The 23,188-nt window shown below is 73.4% G+C and carries 20 protein-coding genes and 1 pseudogene; all 21 read left to right on the forward strand.

Features of this window, described 5'->3' with window-relative positions; all coding sequences use genetic code 11:
• Positions 1 to 462 (forward strand): annotated as a pseudogene (locus VGD70_RS02005) (hypothetical protein); the annotation flags it as partial.
• A gap of 626 nt (positions 463 to 1,088) precedes the next feature.
• Positions 1,089 to 3,320: a penicillin-binding protein 2 gene (locus VGD70_RS02010; protein ID WP_331077477.1), complete on the forward strand. Its 2,232-nt coding sequence runs from the start codon at positions 1,089 to 1,091 to the stop codon at positions 3,318 to 3,320.
• 73 nt (positions 3,321 to 3,393) lie between these two features.
• On the forward strand, positions 3,394 to 4,293 hold the full coding sequence (locus VGD70_RS02015; RefSeq protein WP_331077479.1) for a haloalkane dehalogenase: 900 nt from the start codon (positions 3,394 to 3,396) through the stop codon (positions 4,291 to 4,293).
• Entirely contained in the window at positions 4,290 to 5,903 is a 1,614-nt protein-coding gene (locus VGD70_RS02020) for an SWIM zinc finger family protein (RefSeq protein ID WP_331077481.1), read from the forward strand. The genes VGD70_RS02015 and VGD70_RS02020 overlap by 4 nt, the downstream gene beginning before the upstream one ends.
• Positions 5,904 to 5,989: 86 nt before the next feature.
• Positions 5,990 to 6,658: a rhomboid family intramembrane serine protease gene (locus VGD70_RS02025; protein ID WP_331077483.1), complete on the forward strand. Its 669-nt coding sequence runs from the start codon at positions 5,990 to 5,992 to the stop codon at positions 6,656 to 6,658.
• A 71-nt stretch (positions 6,659 to 6,729) separates the two neighbouring features.
• The gene (locus tag VGD70_RS02030; RefSeq protein ID WP_331077484.1) at positions 6,730 to 8,301 is read left to right on the forward strand and encodes a UDP-N-acetylmuramoyl-L-alanyl-D-glutamate--2,6-diaminopimelate ligase; all 1,572 of its coding nucleotides are present in this window, start codon (positions 6,730 to 6,732) and stop codon (positions 8,299 to 8,301) included.
• Positions 8,298 to 9,764 (forward strand): UDP-N-acetylmuramoyl-tripeptide--D-alanyl-D-alanine ligase, encoded by a 1,467-nt coding sequence (locus tag VGD70_RS02035; protein WP_331077486.1) that lies wholly within the window; start codon positions 8,298 to 8,300, stop codon positions 9,762 to 9,764. The genes VGD70_RS02030 and VGD70_RS02035 overlap by 4 nt, the downstream gene beginning before the upstream one ends.
• Positions 9,761 to 10,846: a phospho-N-acetylmuramoyl-pentapeptide-transferase gene (gene mraY / locus VGD70_RS02040; protein ID WP_331077488.1), complete on the forward strand. Its 1,086-nt coding sequence runs from the start codon at positions 9,761 to 9,763 to the stop codon at positions 10,844 to 10,846. The genes VGD70_RS02035 and mraY overlap by 4 nt, the downstream gene beginning before the upstream one ends.
• A gap of 22 nt (positions 10,847 to 10,868) precedes the next feature.
• Positions 10,869 to 12,251 (forward strand): UDP-N-acetylmuramoyl-L-alanine--D-glutamate ligase, encoded by a 1,383-nt coding sequence (gene murD, locus VGD70_RS02045; RefSeq protein ID WP_331077490.1) that lies wholly within the window; start codon positions 10,869 to 10,871, stop codon positions 12,249 to 12,251.
• The gene (ftsW, locus tag VGD70_RS02050; protein ID WP_331077492.1) at positions 12,248 to 13,663 is read left to right on the forward strand and encodes a putative lipid II flippase FtsW; all 1,416 of its coding nucleotides are present in this window, start codon (positions 12,248 to 12,250) and stop codon (positions 13,661 to 13,663) included. The genes murD and ftsW overlap by 4 nt, the downstream gene beginning before the upstream one ends.
• Positions 13,660 to 14,760, forward strand: a complete 1,101-nt coding sequence (gene murG, locus VGD70_RS02055; RefSeq protein WP_331077494.1) for an undecaprenyldiphospho-muramoylpentapeptide beta-N-acetylglucosaminyltransferase — start codon at positions 13,660 to 13,662, stop codon at positions 14,758 to 14,760. The genes ftsW and murG overlap by 4 nt, the downstream gene beginning before the upstream one ends.
• Entirely contained in the window at positions 14,757 to 16,163 is a 1,407-nt protein-coding gene (gene murC, locus VGD70_RS02060; RefSeq protein WP_331077496.1) for a UDP-N-acetylmuramate--L-alanine ligase, read from the forward strand. The genes murG and murC overlap by 4 nt, the downstream gene beginning before the upstream one ends.
• Entirely contained in the window at positions 16,160 to 16,918 is a 759-nt protein-coding gene (locus VGD70_RS02065) for a cell division protein FtsQ/DivIB (protein WP_331077498.1), read from the forward strand. Before murC ends, VGD70_RS02065 begins: the two co-directional genes overlap by 4 nt.
• Positions 16,919 to 16,972: 54 nt before the next feature.
• Positions 16,973 to 17,491: a DinB family protein gene (locus VGD70_RS02070; protein ID WP_331077500.1), complete on the forward strand. Its 519-nt coding sequence runs from the start codon at positions 16,973 to 16,975 to the stop codon at positions 17,489 to 17,491.
• A 200-nt stretch (positions 17,492 to 17,691) separates the two neighbouring features.
• Complete coding sequence (ftsZ, locus tag VGD70_RS02075) at positions 17,692 to 19,005, forward strand: cell division protein FtsZ (RefSeq protein ID WP_331077502.1); 1,314 nt, start codon at positions 17,692 to 17,694, stop codon at positions 19,003 to 19,005.
• Positions 19,006 to 19,046: 41 nt separating this feature from the next.
• A complete protein-coding gene (pgeF, locus tag VGD70_RS02080; protein ID WP_331077504.1) occupies positions 19,047 to 19,763 on the forward strand; it encodes a peptidoglycan editing factor PgeF in 717 nt (238 codons plus the stop codon).
• On the forward strand, positions 19,760 to 20,497 hold the full coding sequence (locus VGD70_RS02085; protein ID WP_331077506.1) for a YggS family pyridoxal phosphate-dependent enzyme: 738 nt from the start codon (positions 19,760 to 19,762) through the stop codon (positions 20,495 to 20,497). The genes pgeF and VGD70_RS02085 overlap by 4 nt, the downstream gene beginning before the upstream one ends.
• A gap of 36 nt (positions 20,498 to 20,533) precedes the next feature.
• A complete protein-coding gene (locus VGD70_RS02090) occupies positions 20,534 to 21,256 on the forward strand; it encodes a cell division protein SepF (RefSeq protein WP_331077507.1) in 723 nt (240 codons plus the stop codon).
• Positions 21,257 to 21,275: 19 nt separating this feature from the next.
• A complete protein-coding gene (locus tag VGD70_RS02095) occupies positions 21,276 to 21,554 on the forward strand; it encodes a YggT family protein (RefSeq protein ID WP_331077509.1) in 279 nt (92 codons plus the stop codon).
• A gap of 47 nt (positions 21,555 to 21,601) precedes the next feature.
• Positions 21,602 to 22,441: a DivIVA domain-containing protein gene (locus VGD70_RS02100; protein WP_331077511.1), complete on the forward strand. Its 840-nt coding sequence runs from the start codon at positions 21,602 to 21,604 to the stop codon at positions 22,439 to 22,441.
• Between the two features lie 36 nt (positions 22,442 to 22,477).
• Positions 22,478 to 23,071, forward strand: a complete 594-nt coding sequence (locus tag VGD70_RS02105) for a hypothetical protein (RefSeq protein WP_331077513.1) — start codon at positions 22,478 to 22,480, stop codon at positions 23,069 to 23,071.
• The last annotated feature ends 117 nt before the right edge of the window (positions 23,072 to 23,188 follow it).

The raw sequence follows: 23,188 nt of genomic DNA on the forward strand, positions 1-23,188 counted from the left end.
ATCGACCACGACGAGGACCGTGCCGCCGGGCGCGCGTCGTTCGTGATTCTGATCATCGCGCTGCTCACGGTGGGCGTGGCGGCGACGCTGTGGCTGTCGACGCAGGCCATCGCGGACTCCTACCGCCTCGAGGACGCCAAGACGACGGCCGACCAGCTCGCCGAGCGCGCCGACCAGCTGCAGCGCGAGGTCACGAAGGCGGAGTCGGCGTCCGCTCTCGCCGAACGCGCGAAGGCGATGGGCATGGTGCCGGGCGGGGACCCGGCGAGGCTCGTCGTCCAGCCGGACGGCCGGGTGATCGTCGTGGGCGAACCGAAGGCGGCCGCGAAGCCGGCCCCGCCAGTCACCCCGCCATCGTCTACCGCGGGTCAGCCGCCGGCCGGCCAGCAGGGTGGCGCGACCGGTCAGCAGTCCGACGGGCACCCGCAGCGCCAGGCCGCGAACGCCCCGGGGGCCGGCTGATGCCGCCGCCCTCGGGCCAGCCGCCCCACGGCAGCCGGCCCGAACGGGGCTGGCCGTCGATCCCTGGCCACCGCTCGACCCCGGGCCCGCTCGGCTCTCCCCGAGCCGGCGGCTCATCGGGCAGCACAGCGGGTGGCACAGGACGTGGCGGCTCGACGGGCGGTTCTGGGCGTGGCGGTTCGGCGGGTGGTTCTTCGCGTTCCGGCAGCGCCGGTGGTTCGGGTTCTGGGGGCTCGGCCCGGGCCGGTGGTTCTTCGGGATCCGGTGGCGCGGGCAGGGCCGGTGGCTCTTCGGGTTCGGCTGGTGCGCGGCGCGGCGGCGGGTCTGCGGGCGGCGCGCGGCGCGGCGGTTCGGCGGGTGCCTCGGGTGCCGGTGATGCCGGCCGTGCCGGCACTTCCTCGCGGGCCGGCGGTTCAGCGAGCGGTGCGAGCCGGGCCGCCGGTGCGCCGCGGCGGGGGTGGCCCACCGTTCCTGGCGGGCCGGCGGACGGTGTGCCGCGAGGGGGCCGGTCCAGGTACGGGGCTGCCTGGGACCCCCCGCCTCGGGCGGCGGACCAGGCGCGGCACGGCCGGTCCTCCGGCGACGGCTTCGGTGGCCGCGACGGTTTCCGTGGCCGCGGCGGCTCGATGGGCGGCGGCCCGCGATCCGGTGCGGCGGGCGGCGGGCGTGGCGGTTCGGCGGGCGGCGGGACGGGCGGCACACGCGGCGGCGGAACGGGCGGCAAGCACGGGAGCGGTGCCAAGCGCCCCTGGTTCGGGGGGTCCCGCGAGGAACTGCCGCCCTGGCGGGAGGCCCTTCGGCGCAAGGCGGCCGGTCAGGAGCCCTACGACACCTACGAACCCGTGCGCCGCGACGCGCCCTGGCGGGAGCCGGCGCGCAAGCCGCCCGTGCCGCGCGGGGCCGGGGAGCGGCGCAGCCGGGCCAGCTCTCGCCGCAGCGCGCCCGCGCCCCGGCACAGCTCCGCGGCCGTCGCGCCGCGCCGGCGGGCCTCGACCGGGCCGCGCCGCCTCGTTCGCAAGCCCGCCGGCAACCACCACCTCCGCGTCGTCTCCGTGCGGTTCCTCCTGATCGCGGCGCTCGTCGCGGCCGGCATCAAGCTCGTCCAGGTCCAGGGGTTCGAGGCCGAGGCCCTCGCCGCCAAGGCCGAGCAGCAGCGCACCACCGAGATCGACATCCCGGCCACCCGCGGCGCCATCGTCGACCGCAACGGGGTGCAGCTCGCGTTCAGCGTCGAGTCGCGGGTGCTCGCGTTCCGGCCCAACGCCACGCGCAAGGACATCGTCAAGTTCAACAAGGACCACCCCGCCAACAAGATCGACTTCAACGCGCGCACCGAGGAGATCGCCAAGGGGCTGCGCCAGCTGGTCGGCGACCGCGTCGACGAGGCCGCCATGGTCGAGAAGCTCCGCCGGGACGCCTCGTTCGTCTACCTGATCGACAAGGTCGAGCCGGCCGTCGCGCGCGAGGTGCAGAAGCGCTTCCCCGAGATCATCACCGAGTACCGCGCCGTGCGCGAGTACCCCGGCCGCTCGCTCGCCTCCAACATCGTCGGCGTCGCCAACTGGCGGATGGACGACCCGGACGTCAAGAAGCACAACCTGCACGGCCTGTCGGGCCTGGAGATCCTGCGCGACAACGAGCTGTCCGGCAAGCCCGGCCGCCAGGTCGTGGACACCGAGGAAGGCAGCCAGAGCGTCGTCATCCCCGGCACCGACCGCGACCTGCAGCCGGCCACCGACGGTTCCGACATCGAGCTGACCATCGACGCCGACCTGCAGTACTTCCTGCAGCAGGCACTCTCCGCCTACGTCGCGAAGAGCCAGGCCAAGGGCGGCAGCGCGGTGGTCCTCGACGCGCACACCGGCGAGGTGTACGCGATGGCCAACGACAAGAGCTTCGACCCGACCGCCCCCAACGGCCTCGACATCAAGGAGATGGGCAACCCGGCGGTGTCGACGCCGTACGAGCCCGGCTCGGTCAACAAGGTCGTCACCGCGCTGTGCACGATCCAGAACGACATCTCCCAACCGGGCGACGTGCACATGGTCTCGGGCCGGCACCGGGTCGCCGACCGGACCGTGAGCGACGCGTGGTCCCACGGCACGCTCCCGTTCACCACCACCGGCATCTTCGCCAAGTCCTCGAACGTCGGCACGCTGATGCTCGCCGAGCAGTGCGGCCCGGACCGGTACTCCGACCTGCTGCGCAAGCTCGGCCTCGGCCAGAAGACCGGCGTCGGCCTGCCCGGCGAGAGCCCGGGCCGGGTGCCGCCGCGCGGGCAGTGGTCGGGCAGCACCTTCGGCAACCTGCCCATCGGCCAGGGCCTGTCGATGACCGTGCTGCAGATGGCCGCGATGTACCAGACCGTCGCCAACGACGGTGTGCGCGTGCCGCCGCGGATCGTGAGCGCGCGGATCACGCCGGACGGCAAGCGGATCCCCGAGCCGCGGCCGACGGGCGTGCGGGTGGTCGACAAGAAGACCGCCCAGACCGTGCGCGACATGTTCCGCGCCGTGGTGCAGAAGGGCCAGGGCCTCAACAACGGCACCGGCCCGGCGGCGGCGCTGACCGGCTACCAGGTCTCCGGCAAGACGGGCACCGGCCAGCAGATCGACCCGGCGAGCGGCGCGTACTCGAACTCGCTGTACTGGATCACCTTCGCGGGCATCCTGCCGGCCGACAACCCGCGGTTCGTGGTGGGGATCGTGCTGGACCGGCCGAACTACTCGGGCGGCCCGCCGGAGGGCCGGTCGGCCGCGCCGCTGTTCCACGACGTCGCGTCCTACCTGGCGCAGACCTACAACATCCCGCTGTCGAAGACGGCGAGCCCGGTGGTCCCGCTCATCGCCGGCCGGTAAGGACTGTCGGGTAAGCCGACTTGCCGGTTTGTCGCCGCGCCGGACTGTCGGTGCTTGGCAATACCCTGTGACGATGCGTGTTCTGCGTACTCCCGACGAGCGGTTCGCCGCGCTGCCAGACTTCCCCTACGAGCCCCACTACGCCGACCTCGACGGTGTCCGGATGGCCTACGTCGAGGCCGGGCCGGCCGACGGGCCGGTCGCCCTGCTGCTCCACGGCGAGCCGAGCTGGTCGTTCCTCTACCGGCACGTCATGCGGGTGCTCGCCGGCGCCGGGGTCCGCGCGGTGGCGCCGGACCTCGTCGGGTTCGGGCGCTCGGACAAACCGGCGGACGCGACCGACCACACCTACGCGCGGCACGTCGAGTGGGTGCGCGCGCTCGCGTTCGACGTGCTGGGGCTGCGCGACGTCACGGTCGTCGGGCAGGACTGGGGCGGGCTCATCGGGCTGCGGCTCGCGGCCGAGCACCCGGACCGGTTCGCCGCCGTCGTCGCCGCCAACACCGGGCTGCCCACCGGCGAGTTCGACATGCCGGAGGTGTGGTGGAAGTTCCGCCGAGCGGTCGAGAGCGCGGACACGCTCGACATCGCGCGGTTCGTCCAGGCCGGCTGCCGCAGCAAGCTCCCGGCGGACGTCCGCGCCGGCTACGACGCGCCGTTCCCGGACGAGTCGTACAAGGTCGCGCCGCGCGCGATGCCCGGCCTGGTGCCGGTGAGCCTCGACGACCCGGCCTCGGCGGCCAACCGCGCGACGTGGGACGTGCTGCGCCGGTGGGACAAGCCGTTCCTCACCGCGTTCGGCGACAGCGACCCGATCATGGGCCCGATGGCGCCCATCCTGCGCGAGCTCGTCCCGGGCGCGCGGGGCCAGGACCACCAGACCCTCACCGACGCCGGCCACTTCCTGCAGGAGGACGCGGGGCAGCGGCTCGGCGAGATCGTCGCGGGCTTCGTCCGGGGCCTCCCGAGGTGACGGCCTGGTTCACCGAGGACGACCTGCGGGAGGCGGCCGGCGGGCCGTCCTACCAGCGCGGCCGCGACTACGTCTCCGCGGTCGCCGACCTCCAGCCCACCGCGCTCGGGGTGCGGGCGGTCGTGCGCGGGTCGGGCAGCTACGAGGTCTGGCTCGGCCGCGACACCGACCGGCTGGTCGGCGAGTGCAGCTGCCCCTTCGGCGCGGACGGCAACTTCTGCAAGCACTGCGTGGCCGTCGGGCTGGCGCTGCTCGCCGACGGGCCGGCGGCCACGCCCGAGGTCGACCTCGGCGGCTACCTGCGCACGCTCGACCCCGGCGAGCTCCTCGACCTGGTCCTCGAGCAGGCCGAGCGCGACCCCGGGCTCTACCGCAAGCTCGTGCTCCGCGCGGCCGGCGCCGCCGGGGCGCCGCAGGTGGCGGTGCTGCGCCGGCAGCTCGACGACGCGCTGCGGGTGCGTGGCTACCTCGACCACCAGGCCACCCTCGACTACGCCCGGCGCGCGCGGGACGTGCTCGCCACGGTTGCCGAGCTCATCGAGTCCGGGCACCCGGCCGAGGCGCGGCCGCTGGCCCGCGCCGCGGTCGAGGGCATCACCGAGGCCATGCCCACCCTCGACGACGCGACCGGCGCGGTGGTCGGCGTGTGCCGGCGGGCGCTTTCCTTGTACGCCAAGGCATGCGCGGCGGCCCGGCCCAACCCGGCCAAGCTCGCCGCGTGGGTGTTCCAGCTGCGGCTGGACGGGCCGGGCTGGCCGGTGGTCGAGCTGGCCGACTTCGCCGAGGCGCTGGGGCACAGCGGCCTGGCCGCCTACCGGGCGCTGCTGCGCGAGGCGTGCGGGTCGCCGCCGGCGGACAAGGTCACGATCCTGCGGTCCATGCGCGAGCAGCTGGCCACTGTGGACGGTGACCTCGACGCGCTGGTCGACATCCTCGCCGAGAACGTGCCGAGCCCCAAGGCGTTCCTCGACATCGCCACGCTGCTGCGCGGGGCCGGCCAGCTCGCCGGCGCCATCCGCTGGGCGCAGCGCGGCGTCGCGGAGACCGGCGACCCGCGGCTCGCCGACCTGCTGGTCCAGTCCTATGTGGACGACGGGCGGCCGGCGGACGCGCTGGCGGTGCGGGACGCCGCGCTGCGGTCGGCGCCCACCCGGCTGGCGTACGCCAACCTGCGGGCCACGGCCGAGCTGTGCGGCACCTGGCCGTCGGCCCGCGAGGAGGCGCTGGACGTGCTCCGCGCGGCGGCCGAACACGACCAGGCCGCCGACGAGCTCGTCGGCGCGCTGCTCGACGACGGCGACCCGGCCGAGGCCTGGCAGGCCGCGGCCAAGCACGGCTGCGGCGACCGCGCGTGGCTCGAGGTGGCCCGCACGCACGGCACGGCCCACCCGGCCGAGGTCCTGGCCGGGTGGCGCGACGCCGTCCGCCGCTGCCTGTCCCGCACGGGCCGCGACGCGTACCGCGAGGTGGGCGTGCTGCTGGAGGAGCTGCGCCACCTGTCTGCCCGCTGCGGGGAGGAGGAGTCGTTCACCGCCCTGGTGGCCGAGATCCGCGAGCGGCACCACCGCCGCCCGGCCCTGCTGACCGAGCTCACCCGCCGCGGCCTGTGACCGGCGCGACGACCCAGATCGCGAAGAGATGTCGATCCCGCGCCGTGACCAGCGGCGCGGGGCCCGTTTCGGACATACTTGTCATGGTGAGCATCCAGCCGTCCGGCACGTTCCCACCGGCGCCCTCCTCGCGCGAGGACGACGGGTCGCTCGCGAGCCCGCTGGGCCGGGCCGCCGCGCTGAACGTGGTCTTCCTCGCGCTGCTCTGGATCGTCGAGCTGATCAACGCGGCCACCGGGCGCGAGCTCGTCCAGGCCGGCGGCATCCGGCCGCGGGACGCCGGCAGCCTCGTCGACATCGTCACGGCGCCGTTCCTGCACGGGAACGTCCAGCACCTCGCCGGCAACGCGCTGCCCCTGTTCAGCCTCGGCTTCATCGCCGCCGTGCCGAACATCAGGAAGTTCCTCTGGATGACGCTCATCGTCATCGTCGTCGGCGGGTTCGGGGTCTGGCTGTTCTCGCCGGAGAACTCCGTCTCGATCGGCGCCAGCGGGGTCGTCTTCGGGTACTTCGGGTACCTGCTGCTGCGCGGGTTCGTCGACCGGCGGCCGGTGGACGTCGTGGTCTCCATCGGCATCGCGCTCGCCTACGCCTACCCGATGTGGAACTCGATCGGCTTCGGCGTCACCAACATCTCCTGGCAGGGCCACCTCGCCGGGCTCGTCGGCGGCATGCTGGCCGCGATCCTGCTGCGCCAGAAGCGCGTCAAGCCCACGGCCGCCGAGACCCTCCCGGGGCTGCCCGCGGCGGAGTAGCGGGTACCGACACGGCCGTGTGCACCAGGGTGTCCTTGATCGCCCTCCGTGCGCAGGTAACCTTCCGCGACGTGCCCGCCAAGCTCGTTGGCAAGGCTGTCACGGCACCGCCTCGCCCCACCAGGATCACGCCCGTCCCGCTCACCACGCTGGTGGCACGGGCGGACGCACGCCTCGTCGCCGCACCCGAGAACGTCCACGATCTCGCGGCCACCGGCGCTACGCTGCGTGCCCAGCACGTGCTTCCCGGTGACCTGTTCGCCGCGCTGCCCGGCGCCCGGGTGCACGGCGCGGACTTCGCGGACGCGGCCGTCGCGGCCGGCGCGGTCGCGGTGCTCACCGACGAGGCCGGCGCCGCCCGGCCCGCGGTCCGCGCGGGGATCGAGCGGACCGGCATCCCGGTCCTCGTCCACGACGACCCGCGGGACGTGCTCGGCTCGGTGGCCGCGTGGATCTACGGCGAGCCGTCGCTGCACCTGGCCGTCCTCGGCGTCACCGGCACCTCCGGCAAGACCACGACGACGTACATGATCGACGCGGGCCTGCGCGCCGCCGGCCTGCGCACCGGCCTGGTCGGCACGGTCGAGACCCGGATCGCCGGCGAGCGGCTCGCCAGCGCCTTCACCACGCCCGAGGCCCCGGACCTGCAGGCGCTGTTCGCGGTGATGGTCGAGCGCGGCGTCACGCACGTGCCGATGGAGGTCTCGAGCCACGCGCTGGCGCTCGGCCGCGCGAACGGCACCCGGTTCGCGGTCGGCGCGTTCACCAACCTCTCCCAGGACCACCTCGACTTCCACCCGGACATGGAGGACTACTTCCGGGCCAAGGCGTTGCTGTTCGACGGCCGCTCGACCACCGAGGTCGTCTGCGTCGACGGCGAGTGGGGCAAGCGGCTGGTCAGCCCGCGCACGATCACGGTCGCCGCCGAGGGGGCGGCGGACTGGACGGCCACCGGCATCCGCACCTCGCGGTCCGGCGAGCAGTCGTTCACGATGCACGGCCCGAACGGGCTCGAGCTGGCCGTCACGCTGCCGATCCCGGGCAGCTTCAACGTCGCCAACGCCCTGCTCGCGGCCGCCTGCCTGCACACCGCGGGCGTGGCGCCGGCCGACATCGCCGCGGGCCTGGCGGCCGTCGAGGTCCCGGGCCGGATGGAGCGGGTCGCGCTGGGTCAGGACTTCACCGCGGTCGTCGACTACGCGCACAAGCCGGCCGCGGTCGCGGTCGCGCTCGATGCCATGCGCGGGCGCACCGACGGCAGGCTCATCGTCGTGCTCGGCTGCGGCGGCGACCGCGACGAGGGAAAGCGCCCGCTCATGGGCGAGGCCGCCGCCCGGCGCAGCGACCTGCTGATCGTCACCGACGACAACCCGCGCACCGAGGACCCGGCCGCGATCCGGGCCGCCATGCGGGCCGGCGCCGAGCAGGTGCCGGCCGGCGAGCGCGGCGAGGTGATCGAGGTCGGCGACCGGCGCGCCGCGATCGGGACCGCCGTGGCCCGCGCCGAGCCGGGTGACGTCGTCGTCATCGCCGGCAAGGGCCACGAGACCGGCCAGGAGATCGACGGCGTGGTCCATCCGTTCTCCGACCACGACGAGCTGCGCGCCGCGATCTGGGCCCGGCTCGAGAAAGGGGCCGGATGATCCCGCTGACGCTGGCCGACGTCGCCGAGGCCACCGGTGGCCGCCTGCACAACGCCGACGGGACCGAGCTCGTCACCGGCACGGTCGAGTTCGACTCCCGCCAGGTCGGGCCCGGCGGGCTGTTCGTGGCGCTGCCCGGGGACCGGGTCGACGGCCACGACTTCGCCGCCACGGCCGTCGAGCGGGGGGCGGTCGGCGTGCTCGCCGCGCGGCCGGTCACCGCGCCCGCGGTCGTCGTCCCGCCGGTCACCGACGCGCACGTCAGGTCGGTCGCGCTCACCGGCGACACCGACGGTTCCGGCGCCGCGGTCCTCGCCGGCCTCGCCAAGCTCGCGCGCGAGGTCGTCGACCGGCTCGCGCCGCGGGGACTCACGGTCGTCGGCGTCACCGGGTCCTCCGGCAAGACCTCCACCAAGGACCTCATCGCCCAGGTGCTCGAGCCCATGGGTCCCACGGTGGCTCCGCCCGGCTCGTTCAACAACGAGCTCGGCCACCCGTGGACGGTCCTGCGCGCCGACACCGGCACCCGGCACCTCGTCCTCGAGCTCTCCGCCCGCGGGCCCGGCCACATCAAGGCCCTCTGCGAGACCGCCCCGCCCCGCATCGGCGTCGTGCTCAACGTCGGCACCGCGCACGTCGGCGAGTTCGGCTCCCAGGAGGGCATCGCGCGGACCAAGGGCGAGCTGGCCGAGGCCCTGCCCTCGGCCGAACACGGCGGCGTCGCCGTCCTCAACGCCGACGACCCGCTCGTCCGCGCCATGGCGAGCCGGACCCGGGCGAATGTCGTCCTCGTCGGCGAGAGCGCGGACGCCCAGGTCCGCGCCGCCGGCGTCGAGCTGGACGAGCACGCCCGCGCCACGTTCACCCTGGTGACGCCGCAGGGCCAGGCGCGCGTGGCGCTCGGCCTCCACGGCGGCCACCACGTCGGCAACGCGCTCGCCGCCGCCGCGGTCGGCCTGGAGCTGGGCGCGAGCGTCGACGAGGTGGCCGAGCGGCTGCAGGACGCGCGGCGGCGCTCCGCCCGGCGCATGGAGGTCAGCACCCGCGCGGACGACGTGACCGTGGTGAACGACTCCTACAACGCCAACCCCGAGTCGGTCGGCGCCGCGCTGCGCACGCTGGCCCGGATGTCGAACGAGGGAGAGCGCCGCACCTGGGCGGTCCTCGGCGTGATGGGGGAGCTCGGCGACGCCGGCGCCGAGGCACACGTGCAGATCGGCCGGCTGGCGGTGCGCCTGCACATCGACCGGCTGGTCGCGGTGGACGAGCAGGCGAGTGGCATCCAGCACGGCGCCCACCTCGAGCGGACCAACGGAGAGGAGCCGGTGCTGGTGCCGGATGTCGAAGCGGCCGTCGCGTTGCTGAACGCGGAGCTACGGCCGGGTGACGTGGTCCTGGTGAAAGCCTCGAAGGTGGCCGCCCTCTGGCGGGTCGCGGACGCGTTGCTGGGGGCCGGCGCGTGATCGGCATCCTGATCGCGGCCGCGATCGCGCTCATCGTCTCCATCCTGTTCACCCCGTACCTGATCCGGGTGTTCTCCCGGCAGGGCTTCGGCCAGGAGATCCGCGAGGAGGGCCCGGAGGGGCACAAGTCCAAGCGCGGCACCCCGACCATGGGCGGCGTCGCGATCATCGTCGCGATGTGGGTCGGCTACCTGGTGGCGCACCTGTTCAACGGGATGTCCGACCCGCCGGGCGAGGCGCCGACCGCGTCCGGCCTGCTGGTCCTGTTCCTCGCCACCGGCCTGGGCCTCGTCGGCTTCCTGGACGACTTCATCAAGATCCGCAAGCAGCGCAACCTCGGCCTGAACAAGACCGCCAAGATGGTCGGCCAGCTGGTCGTCGCGGTCGTGTTCGGCGTGCTCGCGATGAACTTCGCCGACGAGTACGGCTTCACCCCGGCGTCGATCCAGATGTCGTTCGTGCGCGACCTCGCGATCATCTCCTTCGGCACGGTCGGGTTCGTGGTGTTCTGCTACATCGCGGTGTCCGGCTGGTCCAACGCGGTGAACTTCACCGACGGCCTCGACGGCCTGGCCGGCGGCTCGTCGGCGATGGTGTTCGGCACCTACGTGGTCATCACGTTCTGGCAGTTCCGCTACAACTGCGGCGCCCTCGAGCCCGGCCCCGGCTGCTACGACGTGCGCGACCCGCTCGACCTGGCCGTGGTCGCGGCCGCCGCCATGGGTGCCTGCATCGGCTTCCTGTGGTGGAACGCCGCGCCGGCGAAGATCTTCATGGGCGACACCGGCTCGCTCGCGCTCGGCGGCCTGGTGGCGGGCCTGTCCATCACCACCCGCACCGAGCTGCTGATGGTGATCGTCGGCGGCCTGTTCGTGGTCGAGATGCTGTCGGTGGTCATGCAGATCGCCGTGTTCCGGACGTCGCGGCGAAGACTGTTCCGGATGGCGCCCTTCCACCATCATTTCGAGCTCGCCGGGTGGGCGGAAACCACGGTGATCATCAGGTTCTGGCTGCTGGCCGGGATCTGCGCGATGTTCGGCCTGGGCCTGTTCTACAGCGAGTGGCTCACGGCCGCCGGCTGATGAGCGTGCGGGCGAGCGAACCATGAACGCCGTGACCGGGGTCGCCGGGCGCAGGGTCCTGGTGGCCGGCGCCGGGGTCACCGGCCGGTCGGTGGCCGAGGCGCTGCTGGCCATGGGCGCGCACGTCACGGTCACCGACGCCGCGGCCGGCCGGCTCACCGACCTGCCGGCCGGCGCCGCCACCCTCGCCGGGCTCACCGAGCCGCCCGCGGGCACCGACCTCGTCGTCACCAGCCCCGGCTGGCCGCCCACCAGCCCGCTGCTGGTGGCCGCCGCGCACGCGGGCATCGAGGTGATCGGCGAGGTCGAGCTGGCCTGGCGGCTCTCGCGGACGCTCGACGAGCCGCCGGTCTGGCTGGCCGTCACCGGCACCGACGGCAAGACCACCACGGTCGGCATGCTCGAGTCCGTGCTGCGCGCGGCCGGCCTCGACGCGGTGGCCTGCGGCAACGTCGGCCTGCCGGTCATCGACGCGGTCCGCACGCACAAGGTCCTGGCCGTCGAGCTGTCGAGCTACCAGCTGTACTGGCAGTCCTCGATGCGCGCGGCCGCCGCCGCCGTCCTCAACATCGCCGAGGACCACCTCGAGTGGCACGGCTCGACGGCCGCCTACGTCGAGGCCAAGGCCCGGATCTACACCGGCGCGGGCCTCGCGGTCTACAACGCCGACGACCCGGAGTCCACCCGGCTCGCGGCCGGCTCCCCGAACCGTGTCGGCTTCACCCTGGCCGAGCCGCGGCCGACGCAGTACGGCGTGGCCGGTGGCTGGCTCGTGCACGGCGACCTGCGGCTCGCGCCCGCGGCCGAGGTCCGCCCGGCCGGTCCGCACAACGTCGCCAACGCGCTGGCCGCGGCCGCGCTCGCCCGCGCCGCCGGCGTCCCGGCCGAGGCCGTCCGGGCCGGGCTCCTCGCGTTCGAGCCGCCCGCGCACCGGGTCGAGCTGATCGCCGAGTCCGGCGGCGTGCGCTGGGTCAACGACTCCAAGGCCACCAACACCCACGCCGCGCTCGGCTCGCTGGGCGCGTTCGAGCACGTCGTGTGGATCGCCGGCGGCCTGCTGCACGGCGCGCCGGTCGACGCGCTGGTCGCCGAGGTGGTGCCCCGGCTGCGGGGCGTGGTCCTGCTCGGCGCCGATCAGGACGCCTTCGCCGCCGCGCTGGCGCGACACGCGCCGGATGTGCCGGTACATCGGGTGCCTTCGGGAGACGATGAGCCCATGATCTCTGCGGTGCGTGCGGCGAGCGCGATGGCGGGTCATGGAGATGTGGTGCTGCTCGCGCCGGCCGCCAAGTCCCACGACCTGTTCGCCAGCTACATCCACCGCGGCACGGCGTTCACCGAGGCGGTGCGCGCGCTGCTGGGCGCGGTCGCCGTCCCCGGTGCCGAGCCCGGGCAGCCCGGATGACGGCGCTGGAGCCCACGAGAACCGACCGCGAGACCGCCGACGAGGCGTCCAAGCCCGGGGACACGGCGCGCAAGACGCGCAAGAAGACCCGCGAGCCGCGCGGCCGGATCGCCGCCACCCGCTCCGCGCTCACCGCCTGGCTGGGCCGCCCGCTGGCGTCGTTCCACCTGGTCCTCGCGATCTGCGCGCTGCTGATCGTGCTCGGCCTGGTGATGGTGCTGTCCGCGTCCTCGGTCATCTCGCTCAACAAGGACAGCTCGGCCTACACCGTGTTCGGCAAGCAGGTGATCTTCGTGCTCGCCGGGCTGATCCTGTTCTGGATCGGCCTGCGGGTGCCGCTGACCAAGATCCGCGCGCTGAGCCCGATCGCGCTGTGGGTCAGCGTGCTGATGCTGGTCCTCGTGCTCATCCCGGGGCTCGGCTCGCAGATCAACGGCACCCGCAGCTGGTTCACCATCGGCCCGGTCGGCTTCCAGCCGGTCGAGGTCGCCAAGCTCGCGCTGGCGCTGTGGGGCGCGCACATCCTCGTGGTCAAGCGCGGCCTGCTGGGTCAGTACCGGCACCTGCTCGTGCCCGTGGTGCCCGCGGCGCTGGTGATGTTCGCGCTGGTCATGCTGCAGCCCGACCTCGGCGGCACGGTCACCCTCGGCGTGGTGCTGATCGCGCTGCTGTGGTTCGCCGGCGCGCAGCTGCGGCTGTTCGGCGCGCTGGCCCTCGGCGGTCTCGCCGGGATCGTGGTGCTGGCCATCGGCACCGACTACCGGCTCTCCCGGGTGCTGTCGTTCCTGAGCCCGGAGAAGGACCCGAGCGGCGCGGCCTACCAGGCCAACCAGGCGCTCTACGCGCTGGCCGACGGTGGGCTGTTCGGCAGGGGGCTCGGCCAGGGCCCGTCGAAGTGGCAGTACCTGCCCAACGTGCACAACGACTTCATCTTCGCGCTCATCGGCGAGGAGCTCGGGTTCCTCGGCTGCGCGCTCGTGCTGGGCCTGTTCGGGATGCTCGCGGTGGTCGGCATGCGGGTGGCCACCCGCAACATCGACCCGTGGATCCGGCTGGTCGCGGCGACGCTGACGGTGTGGCTGGTGGCCCAGGCCGCCATCAACATCGGCTACGTGGTGAACCTGCTGCCGGTCACCGGCATCACGCTGCCGCTCATCTCCTCGGGCGGTACGTCCGTGGTGATCACGCTGCTGGTGTTCGGCGTCCTGGCGAACTGTGCGCGGCATGAGCCCGAAGCGGTGGCGGCACTACGCTCTCAGGGACCTGGCCGGTTCGGCCGGCTGATGCGGCTGCCCGCTCCGGAGCCGTACCAGCCGCCAACCAAGCGCAGACCGGTCCGGCCACCTGCCCCGTCGCGGGGCCCCGCGGATCGCCGGCGGGGTCCGCGAACCCGTCGAGGAGGAACCTCTTGACCGACCCCACCCACCGTGGGCCCTGTGTCGTGATCGCCGGTGGTGGCACCGCCGGGCACATCGAGCCGGCTCTCGCGCTCGCCGACGCCGTCCTCAGGATCCGGCCGGACGCCCGCATCGTCGCCCTGGGCACCGAGCGCGGCCTCGAGAAGTCGATCATCCCGGGGCGGGGGTACCCGCTGGAGATGATCCCGCCGGTGCCGATGCCCCGGAAGCCGAACGTGGACCTGCTGAAGCTGCCGCTCAAGGTGCGTGCCGCGGTGAAGACCACGCGCGCGGTGCTGGAGCGGGTCGGCGCCGACGTCGTCGTCGGGTTCGGCGGCTACGTCGCGCTGCCCGCCTACCTCGCCGCCCGCGGCCGGCTGCCCATCGTGGTGCACGACTCCAACGCGCGCGCGGGCCTCGCCAACAAGGTCGGCGCCCGCTTCGCCGACAGGGTCGCGGTCGCCGTGCCCGACACGGGTCTGCCCAAGGCCGAGATCGTCGGCATCCCGCTGCGCGAGTCGATCGTCGAGCTCGACCGGGCGGCGCTGCGGGCCGAGGCCCGGCGGCACTTCGGCCTGCACCCCACCGCGCCGACGCTGCTGGTGTTCGGCGGCTCGCAGGGCGCCCGCTCGATCAACAACGCGGTGTCGGCCTGCGCCCGCCGGTTCGCCGACACCGGGATCGGCGTGCTGCACGCGCACGGGCCGAAGAACTCCCTTGCCGTGCAACAGGTTCCGGGCGCGCCGCGCTACGTCGGCGTGCCGTACCTGGAGCGGATGGACCTCGCCTACGCCGCGGCCGACGCGGTGCTGTGCCGCAGCGGCGCGATGACCGTGGCCGAGGTGTCCGCGGTCGGCCTGCCGGCGGTGTTCGTGCCGCTGCCGCACGGCAACGGCGAGCAGGCACTCAACGCGAAGCCCGTGGTCGACGCGGGTGGCGGGGTCATCGTCCCGGACGAGGAGCTGTCCCCGGACAAGATCGCCGAGCTGGTCGTGCCGCTGCTCACCGACCCCCGCCGGCTGGCCGCGATGGGTGCCGCCGCCCGCGGCACGGGTCACCGCGAGGCCGCCGACGTGCTGGCCCGCATGGTCCTCGAGGTGGTCAGGAAGTGACTGCCGGCTCGCTCGAGCGGGCGCACCTCGTCGGTATCGGGGGCGCCGGCATGAGCGGCATCGCGCGCATCCTGCTCGACCGGGGGCTCCCGGTGTCCGGCTCGGACGCCAAGGAGTCGCCCGCGCTGCTGACCCTGCGCGCGCAGGGGGCCAAGGTGGCGGTCGGGCAGGCCGCCGCCAACCTCGACCTGTTCGGCACCGACGGCCCGACCGCGGTCGTCGTGTCCAGCGCGATCAAGGCGGACAACCCGGAGCTGGTCGAGGCCAAGCAGCGCGGGCTCACCGTGCTGCACCGCTCCGCCGCGCTGGCCGCGCTGATGGCCGGGCACCGGGTGGCCTGCGTGGCCGGCACGCATGGCAAGACGTCGACCACGTCCATGCTGACCGTGGCCTTGCAGCACTGCCGGCTCGACCCGTCGTTCGCGATCGGCGGCGATCTCAACGAGTCCGGGGCCAACGCCCACCACGGCAACGGCGGCGTCTTCGTCGCCGAGGCCGACGAGAGCGACGGCTCGTTCCTCGCGTTCTCCCCGTCGGTCGCGGTGGTCACCAACGTCGAGGCGGACCACCTCGACCACCACGGCACGGTGGAGGCGTACACCGCGGTCTTCGAGTCCTTTGTGGACCGGATCGAGCCGGGTGGGGTGCTGGTCACCTGCGCCGACGACCCCGGCGCGGCCGCCCTGGCCACGTACGCGGAGTCGCGAGGCGTGCGGGTGCGCCGGTACGGCCGGTCCGCGTCCGACGTGACGCTCGTGGACTACGCGCCGGTGGACGGCGCGGGCGTGGCGCGCATCCGGCTCGACGGCGCCGAGCTCGAGGTGCGGGTCGCGGTGCCCGGCGAGCACATGGCCGGCAACGCGATCGCCGCGCTGCTCGCGGGCCTGGAGCTGGGCGCGCCGCTGGCCGGGCTGCTGGAGGGCATCGCCGGGTTCGGCGGCGTGCGCAGGCGGTTCGAGTTCAAGGGCCGCTCCGGCGGCGTGCGGGTCTACGACGACTACGCCCACCACCCCACCGAGGTCGCCGCGCAGCTGCGGGCCGCGCGGCCGGCGGCGCACGGCGGCCGGCTCGTCGTCGTGTTCCAGCCGCACCTGTACTCGCGCACCCGGCTGTTCGCCGCCGAGTTCGGCGCCGCGCTCGGGCTCGCCGACCAGGTGGTCGTGCTGGACGTGTACGGCGCCCGCGAGCAGCCCGAGCCCGGCGTCACGGGCGCGCTGGTGGCCGGCGCTGTGCCGCTGCCCGAGGACCAGGTGCACTACGAGCCGTCGTTCGAGCGGGTGCCGCCGCTGGTCGCCTCGCTCGCCGGGCCCGGCGACCTGGTGCTGACGATGGGCGCGGGCGACGTCACCATGCTCGGCCCGGAGCTGATCGCCGAGTTCGACCGGGTGGGCAAGGCGGGATGACCAGCAGCGCGACGCGGGGCCGGCGCCGGCCGCGGCCGGCGCCGGCCCCGCCGGCGAGCGGCGCCGCGGCGCGGCGCGGGCCGAGCCGGCGCCGCTACCTCGCCCGGCGCTGGATCGCGCTGCTGATCGTGCTGTCCGTGTTCGGCCTCACCTACGTGATCATGTTCACCTCGCTGTTCGGGGTGCGCACGGTCGAGGTGATCGGCACCGAGGAGGTCAGGCCGGACACCGTCCGCAAGGCCGCCGCCATCGAGCTGGGCACGCCGATGGTGCGGCTGGACACCGACGAGGTGGCGCACCGGGTCGCCGAGCTGCCCCGGGTGTTTGAGGTGAGCGTGTCGCGGTCGTTCCCGAGCACCATCGAGATCCACGTGACCGAGCGCAGCCCGGTCGCCGTGCAGGTCGCCGCGGACGGCGTGCACCTCGTCGACCACACCGGCGTCGACTACGCCACGGTGCGGGCCCGGCCGCCCGGCCTGCCGCTGCTGAAGGTCGTCAAGGTCGCGGCGGACGACCCGGCGACCCATGCCGCGGTCACCGTGCTCGGCGCGATCCCGGACCCGCTGCGCAAGAGGGTCGTCGAGATCTCCGCGCGCACCCGCGGCGACGTGCGGCTCAAGCTCGCCGACGGCAAGACCGTGAAGTGGGGCGACGCGGAGGAGAACGCGCGCAAGGCGGCCGTGCTGGCCCCGCTGCTCACCCGCCCGGGCCGGACCTACGACGTGGCGACCCCGGAGTTCCCGACCGTCTCCTAGCACCGCGGGCATAAATCGTTCCGGAACCGCGGCGCGGTGGTCCAGACTGCCCGCATGACGACGTCCCCGACCGCACCCGCGCGGCCCGAGGCACCGATGGTGGGTGGCGAGCGCGAGCAGCTGGCGGGGTTCCTCGACTTCCTGCGCGCCACCGTGGTCACGAAGGCCACCGGCCTGTCCGACGAGCAGGCCAGGCGCCCCCTGGTGGCCTCCGAGCTCACCACCATCGCCGGCCTCGTCGCTCACCTGACCTACGTCGAGGAGCTCTGGTTCAGCGTCGTGCTCGACGGCGGGCCCGACAACTGGCAGGACCGGCTGAACGACGATCCGGACGCCGAGTTCCGGGCCGGCCTGACCACCCCGGTGTCCCAGCTCGTCGCGGACTACGAGGCCCGGTGCGCGGTCAGCCGCGACATCGTGGCGCGCCGAGACCTCGACGCCACCGCCACCACGGGCCGCGGCAAGCCGGTCAACGTCCGCTGGGTCGTGATCCACATGATCGAGGAGACCGGGCGGCACGCCGGCCACCTCGACCTGCTCCGCGAACACGTCGACGGCGACACGGGGGAGTAGCACTCGGCGATTGGGTCGCACAACACCGCAACTACACGGCGTGGCGGCTGGAATCGGGGTCCGTCGATGCCTACCGTCCTGTATTCGACGTCCGGGCTTGACATAACTCTGAGTCTCTTGTTGAGGTTTAGGGATTTTTCGGCCCGCGACGGATCGGGGAGATGTAAGGCAGCGACACAGCTTGATGGAAGGCGGATCCGATGACGCCCCCGCACAACTACCTGGCGGTGATCAAAGTCGTCGGCATCGGCGGCGGTGGGGTCAACGCCGTCAACCGCATGATCGAGGTCGGGCTGAAAGGCGTCGAGTTCATCGCCGTCAACACCGACGCGCAGGCGCTGCTCATGTCCGACGCCGACGTCAAGCTCGACATCGGCCGCGAGCTCACCCGTGGTCTCGGCGCCGGCGCCAACCCGGAGGTCGGCCACCGCGCCGCCGAGGACCACCGCGAGGAGATCGAAGAAGTCATCAAGGGCGCCGACATGGTGTTCGTCACCGCGGGTGAGGGTGGCGGCACGGGCACCGGCGGCGCGCCGGTCGTCGCGTCGATCGCGCGCAAGCTCGGCGCGCTGACCATAGGTGTCGTCACGCGGCCGTTCGCCTTCGAGGGCAAGCGGCGCGCGAAGCAGGCAGAGGACGGCATCACCGAGCTGCGCAACGAGTGCGACACGCTGATCGTCATCCCGAACGACCGGCTGCTGCAGCTCGGCGACGCCGGGGTCAGCCTGATGGACGCGTTCCGCTCGGCGGACGAGGTGCTGCTCTCCGGTGTCCAGGGCATCACCGACCTCATCACCACGCCTGGCCTGATCAACCTGGACTTCGCCGACGTCAAGAGCGTGATGTCCGGCGCGGGCAGCGCGCTCATGGGCATCGGCTCGGCCCGCGGTGAGGGCAGAGCGGTCCAGGCCGCCCAGAAGGCGATCAACTCGCCGCTGCTCGAGGCGTCCATGGACGGCGCGCACGGGGTGCTGCTGGCCATCGCCGGCGGCTCGGACCTCGGCCTGTTCGAGATCAACGAGTCCGCGTCGCTGGTCCAGGAGTCCGCGCACCCCGAAGCCAACATCATCTTCGGCACGGTCATCGACGACTCCCTCGGCGACGAGGTGCGGGTCACCGTGATCGCCGCCGGGTTCGACGGCGGCACGCCCACGCACAAGAAGCTGGACCCGACCATGGTCGGCTCCCGCAGCCCGGTGGCGTCCGGGCAGGCAGGCCAGGTCAGCACCGCGCCGCGGCCGGCCACGCCGGTGCCCGCGGTGTCGACCCCGCCACCCGCTCCGGCCCCGCCGGTCGCGCCGCCGGCACCGCAGCCCGCCCAGCAGCAGCCGACGGCACCGCCGCCGCGCCAGGCCGCCAGCGGCTACGGCAACCCGATGGGCGGCAGTGTGCCCCCGTCGGCCGGCTCGCCCCGCCGGACCGGGCAGGGCAGCGGCAGCCTGCCCAGCCGCGCCGTGCCGGTCACCGAGGACCCCGACGACGAGGTGGACGTCCCCCCTTTCATGCGCAGGTAGCCTCGCGTTCTCCAGCGAGCCCAACCTGTTGAGGAGTCCTCTTGCGGATCAGACGGGTGGTGACGACCCGTGCCGGAGGGCGGTCGAAGCCGCCGTACGAGTCGTTCAACCTGGGCGCCGGGGTCGGTGACGACCCGGCCGCGGTGACCGCCAACCGGCACCGGCTGGCCGACGACCTCGGCCTCGGGCGCGACCGGCTCGTGTGGATGGAGCAGGTGCACGGCCGCAACGCCGAGATCGTCGCCGGGCCGGTGCCCGACGCGGTCGAGGCCACCGACGCCCTCGTCACCACCGAGCCGGGCCTCGCGCTCGTCGCGCTGTGCGCGGACTGCGTGCCGGTGCTGCTTGCCGACCCCGTGGCCGGCGTCGTCGGCGCCGCGCACGCGGGCCGGGTCGGCGCCCGGGTCGGCGTGCTGCCCGCGGCCCTCGACGCCATGTCCCGGGCCGGCGCGTCGATCGGGCGGATCGAGGTGCTGCTCGGCCCGTCCGTGTGCGGAGAGTGTTACGAGGTGCCCGCCGCCATGCAGGCCGACGTCGAGAAGCACCTGCCCGGCAGCGCCCGCAAGACCCGGACCGGCACCCCCGGGCTCGACCTGCGGGCCGGGCTCTGGCAGCAGCTCGCCGACGCGGGCGTCGCCAAGATCGGCATCGATCCGCGGTGCACCGTGGAGGACCGGACCCTGTTCAGTCACCGCAGGGAAGGGACCACTGGGCGATTGGCCGCGCTGACCTGGCTCGAGCCGGACCCGGTGGAATGACCGCGGACGACACCCGGCGGGCCGAGCTGGCCGCCGCCCTCGCGGAGGTGCGCGAGCGGATCGCCGCCGCCTGCACGAGCGCCGGCCGGGCACCCGAGGAGGTCCGGCTCATCGCGGTCACCAAGACATTTCCCGCCGCCGACGCCGCGCTGCTCACCGACCTGGGCATGGCCGACCTCGGCGAGAACCGCGAGCAGGAAGCCGTCGACAAGGTCGCTGAGCTGCGCGAACTTCGTCCGGAGGCGCCGGTGCGCTGGCACATGCTCGGCCGGTTGCAGCGGAACAAGGCGCGCTCGGTGGTCCGCTGGGCGGCCGAGGTCCAGTCGGTCGACTCGGTCCGGCTGGCCGAGGCGCTCGACCGCGCGGCCGGCAACGCCCGGGAGGCCGGCGAGCGCACCGCGCCGCTGGACGTTCTGGTCCAGGCGAGCATCGACGGCGATCCGACACGCGGCGGCTGTCCGCTCGACACGCTGAGCGCGCTCGCCGACGAGGTAGCTCGATCGGGTGAACTACGGCTGCGCGGGCTGATGGCCGTGGCACCTCGCACGATGGACCCCGGGGAGGCTTTTGGATCTTTGGCGCGAGCAGCCGATCGGCTGCGCCGGGATCATCCGACGGCCAACGAGCTGTCCGCCGGAATGACCAATGATCTTGAGATGGCGATTACGCACGGTTCTACCTGCGTGCGTGTCGGAACCGCGCTGCTCGGTGCCCGGGGGCTAGCCTCGCCCTAACACACGTTCAGGGAGTCGTAGGTAACGAGGGCGGGTATGGGCACGCTGCAGAAGCTGAAGGCCTACTTCGGGATGGTCCCTGCCGACGAGTACGACGGCTACGACCTCGATGACCTCGACGATGCTGCCATGGACTACCGCTCGGGGTACCAGCGGCCCGACTATCTGGCCGACGAGGACGACTACGACCCGTATCCGGACGCCGCCCGCCGCCGTGCGGCTTTCGCAGGCCGGCGCGGGTTCCGGGACGATGTGGACGGTGACCGGTACGCCGAGCGCGAGCGGTACGACGAGCGGCTCGACACCGAGCTGAGCGGCCGCGCCGACTTCCCGCAGCGGCCCGCCGCACGCCCGCGCAGCACCCCGACGTGGGCCACGACGGACACGCCCGTGCAGGGCGCGCTGGCCGTGGAACCTCGCCGGGACCCGGCGCCGCGGCCGCGTCCGGCGGAGGCGCAGCCGGCCACCACCGGCTACCCGATGGGCCGGATCGTCACCCTGCATCCCACCAGCTTTGCCGAGGCCAGGAGCATCGGCGAGCACTACCGCGACGGCACGCCGGTGATCATGAACCTCACCGAGCTGGACGACGCGGACGCCCGCCGGCTCGTCGACTTCGCGGCGGGGCTGGCCTTCGCGATGCGCGGCTCGATGGACAAGGTCACCAACAAGGTGTTCTTGATCTCACCGCCCAACCAGGACCCCACCGCGGAAGACAAGCGACGGATAGCGGAGGGCGGGTTGCTCAACCGAACGTGACTGATGGCAGAGTTGACACGTGACGACTGTGTTGCTTGCCTTGGGCTGGGTGCTGTTCGCGTTCTGGCTCTGCCTCACCGCACGGGTTGTGGTGGAGCTTGTGAGAGCCTTCTCGCGTGAGTGGCATCCCTCAGGCGGGGTTGCGGTGGTCCTCGAAACCATCTACACAGTGACCGATCCTCCGGTCCGCGTGCTCCGTCGGTTGATCCCGATAGTGCGGATCGGGGGCGTAGGGCTGGACCTATCGATTATGGTGCTGCTGTTGGTCGTGTTCATCGCGATGCAATGGGCCTGGTGAGGGGAACGCCAGGTGATCCGCAGCCAATGAGTGCGTGAGGTGATCAGATGTCGTTGACCCCCGCTGACGTACATAACGTCGCGTTCAGCAAGCCTCCAATTGGCAAGCGGGGCTACAACGAGGACGAGGTGGACGCTTTCCTTGACCTGGTCGAGGTGGAGCTGTCCCGGCTCATCGAGGAGAACAACGACCTGCGTGCGCAGGTCGAACAACTCGATGCGCAGCTCGAGTCGGCCCGTGCCGACCTCGAGAGCGCGAGCCACGCCGTGCCTGCGGCTGTGCCACGCGACGAGCCGCGCCGGCTTACCCCGGTGCCGCCACCAAGCGCGATGGAGCAGACGTCTCCCGGCGGCGCCGGTGGTGATCATCACGTACAGGCCGCCAAGGTGCTCGGTCTAGCGCAGGAGATGGCGGACCGGCTCACCGGCGAGGCCAAGGCCGAGTCGGACGGCATGCTGGCCGAGGCGCGGACCAAGTCCGAGCAGCTGCTGTCGGAGGCGCGAGCCAAGTCCGACACGATGATCAACGAGGCGCGTACCCGGGCCGAGACCATGCTCAACGACGCGCGTACGCGGGCCGAGACGCTGGAACGGCAGTCCCGGGACAAGGCCACCGCGCTGGAGCGGGACGCGCAGCGGCAGCACTCCGAGGTGCTGGGCCAGGTGCAGGCTGAGCGGACCGCGCTCGAGAAGAAGATCGACGAGCTGCGGACCTTCGAGCGCGAGTACCGGACCAGGCTGAAGACGTTCCTCGAGTCGAGCCTGCGCGAGCTGGGTGACCGTGGTTCGGCGGCGCCGTCCACCGGCTCCTCCGGCTCGTCCGACGGCAGCAGGTCATCCGGTCAGCAGGGCTACGCGTTCGGGCCGCGTGCCGCCGAGGCCGGCTGAGGCTCGTCCTCAGAGGCCGCTTAGCGGACGGTTCGCGTGCTGTATCTGGTCCTCACCCTGGTGCTGGCGGCCTTCGGGCTGCTGATCGCCGCACTCACCACGGCCAACACGTTGTGGGCCTGGATCTCGGTGACGGTCAGCGTGATCGCGGCCGCCCTGCTGGTCTTCGACTGGCTGGGTGGTCGTCGCCGGGCCGCCGGCGCATCCGCCCCGGCGGCGGAGCGCATCCCGGTTCGTCACCGGGACCCCGAGCCGCCGGCGGAGGCTCCCACCGAGCCGCCTCGCAACGACGCGATGCGGACCGGGGTGTCGGCGGCGGTCCTGGCCGTCGAGCCCCCGATCGACCGGCCGGTCGAGCCGCCCGTCGACCGCCGGGTCCCGGAGGACGACGGCCGCGAGCCGGACGAGGAGCCGACCGACGCGTCGGACCTGCTCGTGGTGTCCGACCTCCTGGTCGAGGTCCGCGTGGTCGACGAGCACCCCCGCTACCACCTGGCCACCTGCGGTTGGCTCGCCGACAAGCCGACGCTCCCGCTGCCGGTCGGCGAGGCCCGCCAGCTGGGCTTCACCCCGTGCGCGCGCTGCGGCCCGGACGCGGTCCTCGCGGCGCGACACCGAGCCGGCCGCTAACCGGTTTGCCAGCTCTGGCATCCTGGAGGTAGCGGCGTTGATCCGGCCATCACCGGGGAGCCTCCGGAAGAACGGGCGCGAGCCTCAGTAGACCCGGACGGGACGGCCCGTCACAGC

Source organism: Actinophytocola sp. (assembly GCF_036402745.1).
Lineage (GTDB): Bacteria > Actinomycetota > Actinomycetes > Mycobacteriales > Pseudonocardiaceae > Actinophytocola.

Bases quoted from the DNA above. Each gene is read 5' to 3' on its own strand.
- VGD70_RS02010 (WP_331077477.1), top strand. From the start codon at position 1,089: ATGGGCGGCGGCCCGCGATCCGGTGCGGCGGGCGGCGGGCGTGGCGGT.
- VGD70_RS02015 (WP_331077479.1), top strand. From the start codon at position 3,394: ATGCGTGTTCTGCGTACTCCCGACGAGCGGTTCGCCGCGCTGCCAGAC.
- VGD70_RS02035 (WP_331077486.1), top strand. From the start codon at position 8,298: ATGATCCCGCTGACGCTGGCCGACGTCGCCGAGGCCACCGGTGGCCGC.
- murD (WP_331077490.1), top strand. From the start codon at position 10,869: ATGAACGCCGTGACCGGGGTCGCCGGGCGCAGGGTCCTGGTGGCCGGC.
- ftsW (WP_331077492.1), top strand. From the start codon at position 12,248: ATGACGGCGCTGGAGCCCACGAGAACCGACCGCGAGACCGCCGACGAG.
- VGD70_RS02065 (WP_331077498.1), top strand. From the start codon at position 16,160: ATGACCAGCAGCGCGACGCGGGGCCGGCGCCGGCCGCGGCCGGCGCCG.
- VGD70_RS02070 (WP_331077500.1), top strand. From the start codon at position 16,973: ATGACGACGTCCCCGACCGCACCCGCGCGGCCCGAGGCACCGATGGTG.
- ftsZ (WP_331077502.1), top strand. From the start codon at position 17,692: ATGACGCCCCCGCACAACTACCTGGCGGTGATCAAAGTCGTCGGCATC.
- VGD70_RS02085 (WP_331077506.1), top strand. From the start codon at position 19,760: ATGACCGCGGACGACACCCGGCGGGCCGAGCTGGCCGCCGCCCTCGCG.
- VGD70_RS02090 (WP_331077507.1), top strand. From the start codon at position 20,534: ATGGGCACGCTGCAGAAGCTGAAGGCCTACTTCGGGATGGTCCCTGCC.
- VGD70_RS02100 (WP_331077511.1), top strand. From the start codon at position 21,602: ATGTCGTTGACCCCCGCTGACGTACATAACGTCGCGTTCAGCAAGCCT.